The sequence below is a fragment of the Anaerococcus porci genome (genome assembly GCF_009696575.1).
In the GTDB taxonomy this organism is placed as follows: Bacteria; Bacillota; Clostridia; order Tissierellales; family Peptoniphilaceae; genus Anaerococcus; species Anaerococcus porci.
The window spans coordinates 99,999-115,209 of record NZ_VULQ01000004.1 but is presented as its reverse complement, the minus strand read 5'-3'; the positions used below and the strand labels follow the sequence as shown (position 1 = coordinate 115,209).

Sequence of the window (15,211 nt, the reverse complement as noted above, 5' to 3'; positions counted from 1 at the left end):
TTTAAGCCATTCCTGCTTTTTTGAAATGTTTATTAAGTAGCTTTATTCCTATAGTGCAACCAATAAATCCACCAACAATTCCAAGAAGAGTTACTGGTATGAATGACCAATTTGGCATAACTGCAAATAAAGTTTTTACATATTCCTCACCATAACCTTGAGAGATTAATTTTTCAATATAAGATTGCCTTGCATAATACATAGGTAAGATATTTACTCCTCCAAAAAGCATAAAAGTTGCAAAAGATAATCTTGCATATTTAATTGATTTATAATTTCCTTTTTTAAGAATCCATTCTGCAAGTAGTGAAATTATAACTATACCAGGAAAAACTATTGCTCCATGACCTGATAGAGAAAAGGCTATTCCAAATAGTATTCCCATTATTAGAATCATACCAAACTTATCTATCTTTGTTGAATAAAGCATAAATACTATTCCTCCTAATATTCCACAGGCAAAGGGTACAAAAGGCATAGTTTGAGGGATAAAGCCAATCATACCTCCACACCATGAAGCTACTAATACCAAAAGAGAAAATACTCCTGCGTTTACTAAGTCTCTTACTGAAAATTTATTCATATACTTATCCTTTCTTTATTTTAATAGACAAACTCTTCAGAAAGTCTTGATGATTCTATCATTTTCTTATAAGCTGAACTTTCTTTTAAAAGTTCTTCATGTTTACCCGATTTTTCTATCCTTCCATCTTTCATTACTATTATTTGATCTACATTTTGAATTGATTTCATTCTGTGAGATATTATTACTAGAGTTTTATCCTTGCTTAATTTATTGAGAGAATCTTGGATATATTTTTCATTTTCTACGTCAAGATTTGCTGCAATTTCATCTAGAAGAATAATATCAGCATCCTTTAAAAATGCTCTTGCAATAGAAATTCTTTGTCTTTCTCCTCCAGAAAGCTTAGAGCCATTTTCTCCAATTTTAGTATTGTAGCCATCTTTTAATTTATTTACAAAATCATCACAAGAAGCAAGCCTTCCTGCTTTAAGAACTTCCTCATCACTTGCATCCATTTTTCCTATCCTAATATTATCCATTACTGTTCCATCTATAAGAAGAACATCTTGAAATACCATGGAGATATGGGAAAATAAATCCTCAGTTCTACTTGTTTTAATATCTTTTTTATCTATTTTTATAGAACCTTTATCATAGTCATATAACTTTGCCATAAGTCTTAAAAGAGTGGTCTTACCACAACCAGATGGTCCCACAAGGGCTGTACTTTCGCCTTCCCTTGCCTTAAATGAAATATTATCTATAACTTTTTTATCCTTTAGATAAGAAAATTCTACATTTTCACCTTCTATATCAAAATTTTTAAAATTAGTTTCTTCTCCTTCTATTATTGGAAAATCTTTTAGACTTCTAATCTTTTCAACTGCTGGGTTTATATACATAATTTCACCAAAATATTGATTAAAAGCTGTTACACTATCTATAATCCTTGCAGCTGCAAAAAGATAGCCTGCTAAATATAAAACATTTATATTTCCACTTATTAATTCTCTTAGACCAAAAAACATGACAAGTCCCAAAGATAGGTTTGAAATTGAAGTTGCTATTGCTATAGGTATAACTTGACCAAGCTCTGATTTTATGTGCTCTTTTTCCAAAACTTTTATAAAATTTAAAATTTCTTTTTCTTTTTTATCTCTTAGTTTATATTCTCTTATTTCTTTTTGAAGGTCTATTATCTCTTGAAAAAGTTCAGACGATCTTCTTTGCTTTTTGTAATAAGTACTTGTTGCCTTACTTTGATTTTTAGCTGATAGGAAACTCGCTCCTATGCTTAAAGCAGTAGGTATTATAATAGAAATCCCTAGAATTGGACTTCCTATAAGTAAAAGTATAGAGATAATTAAAAAGCTTATTAAAAAACCATAGTAACCTGGGAGAGCATGACTTAGCGCATGTTCAATTGTTTCCACATCCTTCATTATAGTTTGAGAAAGATCTGTAAGATTTGTTTTTGTATAAAATGAAAGTGGAAGATCTTTTATCCTGTCAGCTATCTCTATTCTAAGATTAGCTGATTCTTTGTAGGTTTCATTGTAGGTTGTAATATAGTCCCTATTAAGAATAAAGACCATTAGTAAGGCTATTAGTAAAAATCCTATAAGACAAATTTTAAAATCAAATTTTCCAAGCCCCATAAGACCTTGTATTGCATACATCATTAAAATTATAGGAGTCATAAAGGATAAACTTTTAAGTGTTGAAAAAAATATAGCTTTGCATAAGCCACTTGCTCCCTTTTCTGTTATGGAATATTTATTTATCAAGTAATTTTTCATATCAAATCCTCCACTCATTAGCTTTATCATAAAGATCTACAAAATACTTATAAGATCCATCTTTTGCCATAAGGTCTTTGTGATTTCCTTTTTCTTTTATCTTTCCATCATCTATAAGAAATATTTCGTCTACTCCCCTAATAGATGAAAGTCTATGGGCAATCATAATAGTTGTCCTATTTTTCATTAATTCTTTGAAAGCAATTTGTAATTCATGTTCATTTTCGGGATCTGCCGCAGCCGATGCCTCATCTAAGATAAGAATTCTAGGATTTTTCAGAAATATTCTTGCAATAGAAATTCTTTGAATTTCTCCACCAGAAAGATTCACTCCAGCATCTCCTATTACTGTATCAACTCCCTTTTCAAACTTATCTATAAACTCAAAACAACGTGCTTTTTTAAGTGCTTCTATTACTTCTTTTTTCTCTGAATTTTCTTTAGCAAGGGCAACATTATCATAAATTGAAATCCCCTTAAAAAGCTTTGGATTTTGAAAAACCATTCCAATGTTATCCATCAGAAAATCCTTGTCATAGGATTTTATATCACGACCATCTAGAAGAATCTTTCCCTTATCAAGTGGATAAGAACCTGAAATAAGCCTTGCTATAGTTGACTTTCCAGAACCCGAACTTCCCACAAGAGCATAAGACTTACCTTCTTGAAATTTTACAGAAAAATCTTCTAAGATATTTTTTTCATCATCATAAGAGAAATCTACCTTTTCAAAAACAATATCCGCCTTATCTATTTTCTTTGCTTCTCCAAAAATAACTTTCTTTGATTGCATCTCTTCAAATAATCTTTCTAGGTTATCAACCGCAGAATTTGCTTGAAAATGATAAGTTGATACGTACATAATCTTCATCATATTGGCAAAAAACATACCTGTAAAAAGCGTAAAAAACAAAATCTTTGCTGACCATAGATAAGGATCAGATCCATTTTTCACCATGAAAATCGCAAGAAAAATCGGACTTACAATAAATATGTTTAATAACCATTGGAAAGTTACAAAAGGTATCCTACAAGACATTGAATATTCATATACGATATCCCTATAATCTATTATTGATTCATATAAGCTTTTAATTCCCTTAAGAGGAGCATTGAAAATTTTAACTACTGGAATAAATCTTACATATTCTACAGCTCCAGCATTAAGCTTATCTAATTTTTTCATATAGATTTCCATAAAAGTTTTATCTCCCATCATAGCCTTCATTATAAAAAATGAAGCTAGAACAACTCCTACAAAGAATAATCCTAAAAATAGATCAATCTTAAATACTAAAATTAGCATTAAAATTGGAGTAATAATAGCAGCTGTTTGATCTGGAATAAGATGTGCTACTGCCATATGGGTTCCTTCAACATTATTGTCTATAATTTTTCTAACTTCACCTGAGCTATGTGTATCAAAAAAACTTTCGCTAGCCCTAAGAAGTTTTTTTGCTCCTTTCTCTCTTAATCTTGTTTCAAGCCTAAAGGCTAATAAATGACTTTGCCAAAGCCCCAAAAAATATATAAGACCATAAGCTATAAAAAGAATTACAATAAGATTTGAATATTTGATAAGTCCATCGCTTGAATTTTTAGTAAAAATCACTTTAATTATTGTCCATATCTTATAATAAGCAAAAAATAAAGTCAGATTAGAAATAGCTGTAAAAATTACAGCAAATATTGCCTTATTTTTTATCTCTGGTACATAGGCAAATAATTTTTTATATGTGTTCATCTTAACCTCCTAATTTATGATATTAATAACTATTATCATTATATACGAGATATTCTGATTTTTCTTATCATTTATCGTTTCTTATTCATAAAGTATCTAGAAACAAAATCTAAGAATATTAAAAACTATAGGAAAATTAAAAAATACCAGATCTAAACTAGAATTAGATCCGGCATAAACTAAACATATATAAAATTAATTTTTCTAATTTATTATTTCAGTAGGATTGGCTTCATAGATAAATATCATTGAATCATACAAATCTTTTGGAACTTGGTCTATTCTATAAGTTTTTGCAATTACATTCATCATAGGAAAATATCCTTCGCCCAAAGAACCCATTTTCATTTTACTTTCTACTATGGACTTAGTAGCCCCATTTTGAAGATTGTTAAAATCTAGGTAAAAAATCCCATCATATTTTTCTGCCTTTTGGGCTATTGGGTCTGCTGATATAAATTTTTTGATAACTCTTTTTTTATCTGTCATTGAGCTTATATTAACCCTTGTCTTATAAAAGTCTGTACCTATGGTAAAGTACTTATCTTTAAAAAATTCACTAAGGTGGTCACCCATGATTTTGTAAATATTTGAAGTCTTTCCTATATGGCCATTGTGTCCTGCTATCATAAGCTTTGAGTTTCTATTATCTTCAAATTTACTAATCCAGATTACATTTTCTGCCATTAGCCTATCTCTTGTTTCATATTCTTTAAAATTATCATCAAGGCTATAGTAGGAAAATCCTTCAAGAAAATTGTCTATCGCTTTCTTAAAAATTATATCATCATCGCTTTCTTCTTTTATCTTATCTTTAAGAACTTTAAGATTTTCTATCAAGTCTTTTACTTTTGAATCTTTTACTTTTATAGGATAAGTTTCAAGGACTTTTAGCTTATCTAGGGCAAATTCTATCCTATTTTTTCCCACATAATCTTTTATGGTTGGTATAAGCTTCTCTGGATTTTGCATATCAAAACCATAGAAGGAAAGTTTCTCATTGTGAATCTTGTTATATTCTTTCATCCATTCTATTAGATTTTTCATTTCTTCAGTCTTATATATAGAAAATGAAAAATATTCCAATGGATTTACTTTAATATTTGGATTTTTTATATATTTGTCTATAAGAATTCCCTCAGAAAAATCACACTCTAATGCAAAGGCTCTCACATCATTATTTTCTACCAGATTTTTAAATACATCAAGTTTAAGCTTTTGAAACTCTTTATTTCCATGGCTTGCCTCTCCAAGGGCAATAATCTTTGCTTTTTCACCTATTTTAATATCAGAAATTTTACGAGCATTTTTGTCAAGATCTGATATTTCTTTTCTTGCCTTAAACTCAGGATATTTAGTCCAAATTGTAAGTCCAAGTCCTATTGCTATAAATCCTATTATGCTTATACAAAATATAAGTTTTAAAATTTTCTTTAATACTCTCATGCTTACTCCTTGTTTAACTTTCCAATTTCAAAATATATAGGTAGAGTTATCCTAAATATAAGAAAATATATTATAGCAAATATCAATATACATAGAACTTCAATTTTTATAAATAGGGACTTATCTAACACAGTAAATAATTGTAGGATACCAAAGGCTAGCTTACTTGCAACTAGTATATGAATTATAGCAAGGACTAGGGGTGCAAAAAATGTCACATAATTTTGCTTGGCTACTGATTTTCTAATCTCACTATTACTCATTCCGATTTTTTTAAGAATTCCTATACTACGTCCATCATCGATTCCTTCTGCCACTTGTTTGTAATAGATTACAACTATAGCAGATACAAAGAACATGAAAGAGAGAAGTATTACAGTTATATAGGCTCCTTGGTGTATTTGGTCGAATTCAAGTCTTGCTTCGTAGGCATTCTTAAATTCAACCTTTCCTTTTAAATTTTGATTTTTTGATATATGATCAATCATTATCTTAGAAAATTCATCCATTTTTTGGACATCTTTTTCTTCTACATCAAAGTACTTTAAATGAATACTCCTTTCACCAAAATCATACCCAGGTCCTTTTTCTTCAAGTTTTTTTAAAAAGTCACTTTTATCTTTTACAACAACTAAAAGATTATGAAAAAGAGTAGCGGTTGTATCTGTTAAAATGTAGTCTATTTCCCTTAAGTTTTTACTAACATTTAAATCTACCCCATCTATGGATAAGCTTTGGTAGGTCTTGTTTTTAGAATCATAAACTAAGGCCTCTCCATCATTTAAGCTTTCTTTTGTATTATTGGCCTTATTAAATGAATCTATGTCAGTAAGAGATACTATTGTTATGCTTTTATCCATCATAATATTTTTAAATTCATCATCTTCCACTAACTTTAATTTTTCATCTTCTATCTCATTTGTTGTAAGTAAGCTTATATCTGCAATCCCCTCATTTTTTTCTTTTATATTAAAATCGGACTTTTCTAGATTTATAAGCTTATCTATGTTATCTTTTAAGTCTTCACTTTGATAGGATATTACAAAATCTCTTGGACTTATCCTATCTAAAAGACTATTTTTTCCTATAAACATAGCAACCATTACTATAAAGCTCATCAAAAGCATGGATGCTATTATGCTTATAGATGAAAGGGCCATAGCTGATTCTTTGCTTCTTTTTATAAGTTCTCCTATAAAAGTCATATTTGTAGATTTATAATAAATTCTTTTGTTTTTTCTAAGTAGTTTTAATATCCAAATTGTAACTGACCTAAAGAATAAGAATGTCCCAAAAATAGCAAGAATAATCGCAGGAAAGAACTTTGGTATAGCATCCAATGCCCCATCTATTGATAGAGCTATTTTATAGGATAAAGCTAAAAATATTATGGATAAAATAAAACTTATCATTGAAAACTTAGGTTGAGCTTGTCCCTTTTTTGCCATTTGAGAAAGTTCTAATGGATTTTTCTTTCTTATAGAATTCAAACTTATGATAGTTATAAGGATAAATATAAGAGAAAATACTATAAATCCCAATTTTATAGCATCTATATTAAAATTAAGATTTATTTTTCCATATCCTAATAACCTCCCAACCAAATTTATAATTAGGGGTGATAAAAGTAAGGACAAAAATGTCCCAGATAAAAGGCTAAGAAGAGCTAGGATTATATTTTGAATAAATAAAATTCCTCTTAAAGATCCTTTATCCATGCCTAGTCCATATAAAAGTCCCAATTCCTTATAACGACTTTTTACAACAGCATTTGTCATATATATTAGAAATAATACTGCAAAAAGTGCAATTACAAATTGACCATATCCTAGTATAGATTCAATAAAGGCTCCACCCCTAGAATTTAAAATAAAGTCTTCTGTCTTTAAGTCAACTATAAGGTTAAATATAAAAAGCATGAGGGATGATGCTATTATATAAGGTAGGTACAAATACTTGTTTGTAGAAATTTGCCTTTTAGCTAGGGTAAAGTTTAGCTTATTCAAGACCCTCACCTCCAGCAAGTATTATCATTTGGCTTTTAACAAGTTTTTCATACATTTGCTCATTAGTCATTTCTCCCTTATAAAGATCATAAAATATTTTCCCATCTTTTATAAATAAAACCCTAGACGCTCTTGCTGCAGCCATGGTTGAATGGGTTACCATCAAAATAGTTTGACCTGTTTCATTTATCTTTTCAAAAATATTTAGAAGTTCCATTGATGAATTTGAATCAAGTGCACCTGTTGGTTCATCTGCAAGTAGTATTTCTGGATTTGTAATTATTGCTCTTGCAACAGCTACTCTTTGTTTTTGCCCTCCTGAAAGCTCATAGGGAAACTTATAAAGAAGACTGTCAATCTTTAAAGCCTTAGCTATAGGATTTAGTTTTTCTTCCATTTCTTTATACTTAGTATTTTCTAAAACTAAGGGTAAAAATATATTATCTTTAATATTTAAAGAGTTAAGTAAGGAGAAGTCTTGGTAGACAAATCCTAGTTTTTCACGACGAAATCTCGCCTTTTCCTTGTCATTTTTATTTTTTATCTCTTCATTATTTAAAATTATTTCACCACTTGTAGGATTGTCTAAAGTTGCTATAAGGTTAAGTAGGGTTGACTTGCCAGAACCAGACTCTCCCATTATAGCTACAAACTCTCCCTTTTTTACCTTAAAATTTATATCCTTTAAGGCTGTCACTTTTGTTTCTATTTTCCCTTCATTATATACTTTTCTTAAATTATTAATTTCTAAAATATTCATACTATCCTCCGTAAGTCTATATTAGTACAAATCAGAAAATTAATCCCTAATCTAATATTACAATTTAAAAAATTAAACTTACAAAATGTAAGTTTAATCTTGAATTAATTTATTTCTCTTCAAATTTATAGAAAAATCAGTTCCTTTATTAGGCTCTGATTTAATAGAATATGAATATCCAAGTTTAGCAAGTATATCATCAACCAAGAATAATCCTATACCAGTAGAGTTTGCATCTCTTTTATAAGTATCTCCAGAATATCCAAATTTTTTAATATTTTCTATATCCTCTTTCTTTATTCCAATACCACTGTCGATAATTTCCAAGACATTTTCCTTATATCTTATAGATATAAAGCCTTTTTCTGTATATTTTATAGAATTAAATAAAATTTGCTCTATAACAAAAGAAAGCCACTTTGGATCTGATACTATCATTTCATCTTCTATACAAAGATTTAGACTTAATCTTTTTTCTATAAAAAAACTCCTATATCTTTTTGCTATATCTTTTATAAGGCTTTCAATAGAAAATGACTTGAAATTATAATCAAGGCTTGCCCTCCTAGATTTTATAAAAGAAAGTAGAGATGAAATATAATCATCAATCTTTATAAGTTCTAAGTCTATATCCATACAATCGTATCTTTGGCTAATAAGTGAAATTGCTGATATAGGGGTTTTAATCTGATGAGTCCATATGGTTAAAAGCCCTTCCAAATCATCTTGTCTTATCTTGCTTTTAAGTACTATATCCTTAAGTTCCTTATCTTTTTTTTTGAAAATTTCACCTATATGTTTTTCATATATATCATCTCTAAGATAGGTAAATTCGCTGTTTTCTAACAATTTTTGAACTTTTACATATCTAACAATACATAAAATTAGTAAAATAAAGGAAACTAAGGCTAAAGTATAAAGAAAAATCAACCAATCAAGTGAAAAGGCAAAAGAGATAAGTCCAAATGTAAGCGAAAATACAATCAAAGAAATGATATAGTCTTTATTTCCTGAACAAAAATTTTTCAACTTTTTCATTTTATATAATAACCTACTCCCTTTTTTGTATGAATAAGATTATCTAAGCCAAGAGCTTTTATCTTTTTTCTTATCCTATTTATATTCACAGTTAAGGTATTGTCATCTATAAAAGATTCGGTAGCCCAAAGTTTATCCATAATCTTCTCTCGACTTACAATCTTTCTTGGACTTTCAAGTAATATTTCCATAATTAAAAATTCATTTTTAGAAAGAGCTATGCTTTTACTATCAATTTCTAAAATCATCTTATCTCTATCAAGAACTAAGTTCTCATATTTTAACTTTAAATCATCTACATCATTAAAGTCAAAAGACCTTCTAAGAATTGCTATAATTTTAGAATGAAGGACTTGCATAGAAAATGGCTTTGCAATAAAATCATCTGCTCCATAGTTTATAGCAGATATTAAATTTATATCATCTGATGCAGAAGTTAGAAAAATAATTGGAACTTTGGATACTTTTCTAATTTCAGAAGTCCAGTAAAATCCATTTTTATAAGGTAATTTCAAATCCATAATAACAAGGCTAAAATCACTTTTATTAAAATCATCTATTACTTTTTCAAAATTTTCCACCCTACTTGTCTTATAGCCCAAAAGCTCAAGCTGGAAAGATAGCTCTTCTCCTATTTTCTTGTCATCTTCAACTAATAGTATTTTCATAAAATCTCCTTTATATAATTATAAGTGATTTTTAAAAAATATCATAAAAAAAGACTCCTGCAAAATTAATTCTTGCAAGAATCTAACTTAAATTAAAGTTTCATTGAATTTTGTCTTCTTCTAAGTTTTGTAATTATGGCATCTTCATCAAGCTCTACCATAGATAAGTCTATTACTGTATCCTTTTTGATATCAACAATAGCTCTTGTTTTTTCTGTAATAAGGGCTATTGGTAGTAGGTCCTCTTTAATTGACCTATTGTGGTCAGTTAGCTTTCCAAATACCTTGTCACTTCCAATACCATCGAGGGTTTCTCCCTTTTTTATATCTCTTTTTGCAACTGATACAGTATCAGCAACTTGACCATGAAGTGGAGCTATAGTTGGTTCATTTTCTACTACTGCATTAAAGATAGTTATAGGAGTTTCAAGACTTGTTAAATGGTATGGCCTAAATAATAAATAATTTGGACCATCTCCGAAGCCTAAGAATTTCATCAAATCTCTTACTTCTTTTTTATCACTTGTTACTATAAGAAAAACTCCTGGAGCCATACCAGGTGAAAAGTCTACTACCTTATATGAAGATAAAACTCCTCCCTTATCTTTCAACCTAAAGTCTTCTACTGCTGTTTCAGGACTTGTTTTTATACCATGACACCCAAAAGTATCTGGTAAAAATCCTAGGCAGTTGCATACTGAGTTAAGCTCAATCATTGTATTTGTTCCGTCGACAAAACTTGTAAGCATTCTTGGTGAAAGTCCCTTTTTTTCTGCCTCATCTTTTAATTTTTCTGCTGTAGCATAATTATCAAGAGGGTTATTTTTACCCTTGGCAGCTACAAGAATTTCAAGACCTATCCCATAGGCAAAATCACATAATTCAATTATAGAACCTGGTTCATCTCCAGCAATTCCAGTATAAATAACTCCAGCCTTTTTGGCCATATCATAAAGAACTGGCCCAACTACTGCATCACATTCTACATTAAGAGTTATAAAATGTTTATGATATTGGATAGTTTTTGTAGCAAGTAGGGCCCCAAAAGGTGGATTTCCTGTAGCATCTATAACCGCTGTAATTTGTAAAAGTTTATAGGCTAGTTTGTAATTTGAGCTAACTACTACGAAACCTCTATTTAGTGCCTCAAAAGCCTCATCAAAAGAATCAGTATTTATGATTTTATCTTCTGAAATTCCAGAATCGATAAGAGCCTCTTTACCCTTTTTAGGTGTGTGTTCTACCACTAGGGCTACGTCTATTGCATCGATGCTACCTAATTGGTTAATAAGACTTGCTCCCATTTTTCCACATCCTACAATAGCCAATGATATCTTTTCTCCATTGTGCTTTAATTCTTTAAGCTTTCTATTAATTTTAAACATTTAATCTCCTTATATCATCTGATGCAGCCTTTGCCGATGAAAAAGCCCACTGAATATTATATCCTCCACAATCTCCAGCCACATCCATAATCTCACCTATAAAATAGGTATCAGCCATATCCTTTGACTTCATCGAATTCTTATAAATTCTATCGCAAGCTACACCCCCAAGTGTTACTTGGGCATTGTTTTTGTCATGTATATCTACTATATTAAAAGAAAATTTCTTTAATATTTTTACCAACTTTTCCAAGTCATTTTTTGATATTTTTACCGAATCCTCATTTATTTTAGCCCTTTTTAATATATCAATTATGAGTTTTTGGTCAATATTTCCAATAAGTAAATTTTTAATAGCTCTTTTTGGAAATCTTTGGGCTTTTTTTTCTAAAATATCAAAAAGTCCCTTTTTTTTATACTCTGGATAAAAGTCAATGTCAAGCCTAATCTTTCTTTTATCTTTAAGAGCTAGAGAAATTATATTGGAAAGATCAAGTATTGCAGTTCCAGTAAGACCATAGGATTGAAAAATTATGTCATCTGTTGACGATTTTTGGAATTTATCATCTACAAAAAGTGAAGCCTTGGCAAATACCTTACAGCCCTTAGCAGTCTTTGATAGGGGATTCTCAGTCTTAAAATTAGTTATACCAAATGTTTGATCAATAAGTTTAGTGTGTTTTTTTAAAATCTTTAAAATAGACCCATCAGAACCCGAATTTTTAAGGCTAAGTCCTCCACTTGCAATAACTAAAATATCATATTTAAAACTTTTTTTATCGGTAATAATAAGTTTTTTCTTAAAATCAATGTCTACTACTTTTATATTGTAGATAAATTTAGCGTTTTCTTCTGCCTTCATCAAAAGTGAGTCCCTGACAGTTTTTGAGGATTGGGTCTTAGGATAGCATCTTCCAGATGGAAAGTTAATCCATTCTATTCCCAAATATTCAAAATACTCTAATAAATCCTTGTTTGAAAAGCTATCAAGACTGTAATTTACAAAATCTTTTTCGTTTGAGTAAAAGTTTTTATAATCCATATTTATATTTGTAAAATTACACCTTCCATTTCCAGTTGCAAGAAGCTTTCTTCCAGAAAATTGATTTGATTCCAAAACTGTTATATCATTTTTATCTAAAAAAGAGCAGAAGGCAAGCGAGCTTACCCCTGCTCCTATTACAAATATTTTCATATCTCTTTTAAAACTTCCCTTATTGTGTCTTTTTCATAATAATGAGTCTTGATATTTGCCTTAAGTTTTAAGAAATTTTCTTCACCCTTCCCAAGGCAAAGTACAAAGTCGCCTTTTTTTGCACTTTTGATGGCATATTTTATAGCATCTTTTCTATTTTCTATTATTTTATATTTACCATTTCTCTTTTTTATACCTCTTACTATATCATTTGAGATATTTTCAAAGGTATCAAACTTGGGATCATCAACTGTAATTACAGAGAAAACTCCATATTTGGCAGAAATTTCTCCAATAGCTTCCCTAATTTCTACTGTCCTATCCCCACTTATACCATAAACTGCATATATGTCCTTATCTTTTGGCAAAACCTTGTATATATTTTCAAAGGCTGTGCTTGTGTGGGCAAAGTCTACTACTATATTTATAGCAAGGTCATTTTCTATAAATTCAAGCCTTGATTTTACCCCTTTAAAGTCTTTCAATACATCTGCTATATCTTCTAATCTATATCCTAAATCAGAGGCAATCGCTATGGCACAAAGTGCATTGTATATATCATAAATACCAAATCTTTTAAGCTTAAAGTTTATTCCTTTTATCTTAAATGATAGTCCTTCATCAATTTTTTTAATATCTAATGCCCTAAAGTCACTTTCTTCATTTATGGATATGCTTATAGGATTTTTAACAAGTTTTAGGGCTTTCTTACCATAATCATCATCCTTATTTATAATAGCTTTTTTACAATTTTGAATCAAAATCATTTTAGCCTTAAAATAATTTTCCATATCCTTATGAAAATCCATGTGTTCTGGTGAAAGATTAGTAAATACACCATAATCATAGTCTATACCAAAGCATCTTTTTAGATATAAACCATGGGATGATGTCTCCATAACTATATTTTTAAGATTAAGTTTATTTGCTTCTATGAGTATATTATTTATATCTGTAATCTCAGGAGTTGTGTGTTCTGTAGCTATAGTTTTATATATCAAATCTGCCCCATCTGTTCCTATATTCCCACAACTGTCCCCAAGTTTTGTTAAAATAAAAGAAATCATATTGGCTGTTGTTGTCTTGCCATTGGTTCCTGTAACTCCTATCATCCTTAGTTTTTTAGAAGGATAGTTAGAAAGTTTATTTGAAATTTGGGCAAGAGCTATCCTTGAATCATCAACTCTTATATAATTTATACCATCTCTAAAGTCTATATCCTTATTTGTATAAACTATGGTATTTGCTCCATTTTCAATGGCTGAGCCTATAAATTTGTGTCCATCAAATTCTAATCCTTTGATAGCTAAAAATATATAATTTTCTTTTATTTCTCTAGAATTTGAAGAAATCCCCTCTATATCTCTATCATTTCCTATATTTTTGTCAATATAGTCGATTCCTTCTAGTAATTTTTCAATATTCATCTAATGAACGTTATATCCTTTCTCAGTAAGTAAATCCTCAATCTTCCTGATATGGTCTTTTCCGTTTGTTTCTAGTGTCAACTCTACTTGAATGTTCTTATACCTACTTGCTGAAGCTAGAGAATCATGCACTACACTTATAATGTTTGCCTTTGTATAGGCAATTATATCAAGAAGATCTCTAAGTTTTCCTGGTGCATTTACAAGTTCAACTGTAAATCTTGCAATCCTTCCATCTTCATAAAGTCCTTTATGAATAAGTTGAGAAATAAATGACATATCAATATTTCCACCACTTATAACACAAACAACATTCTTTCCTTCACAATCAAGTTTTTTGCTTGCAGCAAGACTAAGAGCACCTGAAGGCTCTGCTACTAGTTTATGTTTTTCCATCAAAGTAGTCAAGGCCACCATAATTTCTTCTTCTGTTACTGAGATATATTCATCAACATATTCTTTACAAATCTTATAAGTTATATCTCCAACTCTAGCAACCGCTGTACCATCTGCTATAGTATCAGCTGAAGCGAGGGTTACCGGACCACCATTTTTAATTGCAGCTTGCATAGAAGCAGCATTTGCTGGCTCTACCCCAACTATTTTAATTTCAGGTTTAATTTCTTTTGCAGCCTTTGCTATACCTGAGATAAGTCCACCTCCACCGATTGGAACTAAAATGTAGTCAGCTTCTTTAAATTTTTCTAATATTTCAAGAGCTATTGTTCCTTGTCCTTCAATAACATCTTCATCATCATATGGTGGAATAAAGGTATATCCCTTTTCTTTGGCTAAATTTTGTGCATATGTATTTGTTTCATCAAATGTTTGTCCATGTAAATCAACTTCTGCTCCATATTTTAAAGTCCCTTCTACTTTAATCATTGGTGTTGTTTCTGGCATACAAACTATAGCCTTTATACCTTGATGGTTTGCAGAATATGCTACACCTTGGGCATGGTTTCCAGCTGAAGCTGTTACAATTCCTACAGACTTAGAAGCTTCATCTAATTTAGAAATTTTGTTATAGGCTCCTCTTAATTTAAAAGAACCAGTCTTTTGTAAGTTTTCTGGTTTAATATATACATTATTCTTTGAAAGGTTAGAAAAAACCTCTGAATAAAGCATATAGGTTGGGTCAATTGCTTCGTCTACTCTTTTTTTTGCATTTTTAAAATCAAACATAATGCCTCCTTTATTTGATTATAACACAAGTA

The 15,211-nt window shown here is 29.8% G+C and carries 12 protein-coding genes; all 12 read right to left on the bottom strand.

The window, feature by feature from the left end; genetic code table 11:
• Nucleotide 1: 1 nt before the first annotated feature.
• The 12 genes from FYJ26_RS04700 to ilvA all read right to left on the bottom strand — a co-directional run bounded on the left by FYJ26_RS04700 (nucleotide 2) and on the right by ilvA (nucleotide 15,179).
• Entirely contained in the window at nucleotides 2-583 is a 582-nt protein-coding gene (locus FYJ26_RS04700; RefSeq protein WP_154540138.1) for an MptD family putative ECF transporter S component, read from the bottom strand.
• A gap of 20 nt (nucleotides 584-603) precedes the next feature.
• Nucleotides 604-2,325, bottom strand: coding sequence for an ABC transporter ATP-binding protein (locus tag FYJ26_RS04695; protein WP_154540136.1), 1,722 nt, complete (start codon nucleotides 2,323-2,325; stop codon nucleotides 604-606).
• A gap of 1 nt (nucleotide 2,326) precedes the next feature.
• On the bottom strand, nucleotides 2,327-4,069 hold the full coding sequence (locus tag FYJ26_RS04690; protein WP_154540134.1) for an ABC transporter ATP-binding protein: 1,743 nt from the start codon (nucleotides 4,067-4,069) through the stop codon (nucleotides 2,327-2,329).
• Nucleotides 4,070-4,273: 204 nt separating this feature from the next.
• Nucleotides 4,274-5,515, bottom strand: a complete 1,242-nt coding sequence (locus FYJ26_RS04685) for an erythromycin esterase family protein (protein ID WP_154540132.1) — start codon at nucleotides 5,513-5,515, stop codon at nucleotides 4,274-4,276.
• Nucleotides 5,516-5,517: 2 nt separating this feature from the next.
• Complete coding sequence (locus tag FYJ26_RS04680) at nucleotides 5,518-7,530, bottom strand: FtsX-like permease family protein (RefSeq protein WP_326831240.1); 2,013 nt, start codon at nucleotides 7,528-7,530, stop codon at nucleotides 5,518-5,520.
• The gene (locus FYJ26_RS04675; protein ID WP_154540128.1) at nucleotides 7,514-8,281 is read right to left on the bottom strand and encodes an ABC transporter ATP-binding protein; all 768 of its coding nucleotides are present in this window, start codon (nucleotides 8,279-8,281) and stop codon (nucleotides 7,514-7,516) included. Before FYJ26_RS04675 ends, FYJ26_RS04680 begins: the two co-directional genes overlap by 17 nt.
• A gap of 93 nt (nucleotides 8,282-8,374) precedes the next feature.
• Nucleotides 8,375-9,319, bottom strand: a complete 945-nt coding sequence (locus tag FYJ26_RS04670) for a sensor histidine kinase (protein WP_154540126.1) — start codon at nucleotides 9,317-9,319, stop codon at nucleotides 8,375-8,377.
• Entirely contained in the window at nucleotides 9,316-9,987 is a 672-nt protein-coding gene (locus FYJ26_RS04665) for a response regulator transcription factor (RefSeq protein WP_154540124.1), read from the bottom strand. The genes FYJ26_RS04670 and FYJ26_RS04665 overlap by 4 nt, the downstream gene beginning before the upstream one ends.
• Before the next feature lie 92 nt (nucleotides 9,988-10,079).
• A complete protein-coding gene (locus FYJ26_RS04660) occupies nucleotides 10,080-11,372 on the bottom strand; it encodes an NAD(P)H-dependent oxidoreductase (protein WP_154540122.1) in 1,293 nt (430 codons plus the stop codon).
• Nucleotides 11,365-12,567 carry an aminoacetone oxidase family FAD-binding enzyme gene (locus FYJ26_RS04655; RefSeq protein ID WP_154540120.1) on the bottom strand — a complete coding sequence of 401 codons (1,203 nt, stop codon included), beginning with the start codon at nucleotides 12,565-12,567 and terminating at the stop codon, nucleotides 11,365-11,367. The genes FYJ26_RS04660 and FYJ26_RS04655 overlap by 8 nt, the downstream gene beginning before the upstream one ends.
• A complete protein-coding gene (locus FYJ26_RS04650) occupies nucleotides 12,564-13,994 on the bottom strand; it encodes a UDP-N-acetylmuramoyl-L-alanyl-D-glutamate--2,6-diaminopimelate ligase (protein WP_154540118.1) in 1,431 nt (476 codons plus the stop codon). The genes FYJ26_RS04655 and FYJ26_RS04650 overlap by 4 nt, the downstream gene beginning before the upstream one ends.
• A complete protein-coding gene (ilvA, locus tag FYJ26_RS04645; RefSeq protein ID WP_154540116.1) occupies nucleotides 13,995-15,179 on the bottom strand; it encodes a threonine ammonia-lyase in 1,185 nt (394 codons plus the stop codon).
• Nucleotides 15,180-15,211: the final 32 nt, after the last annotated feature.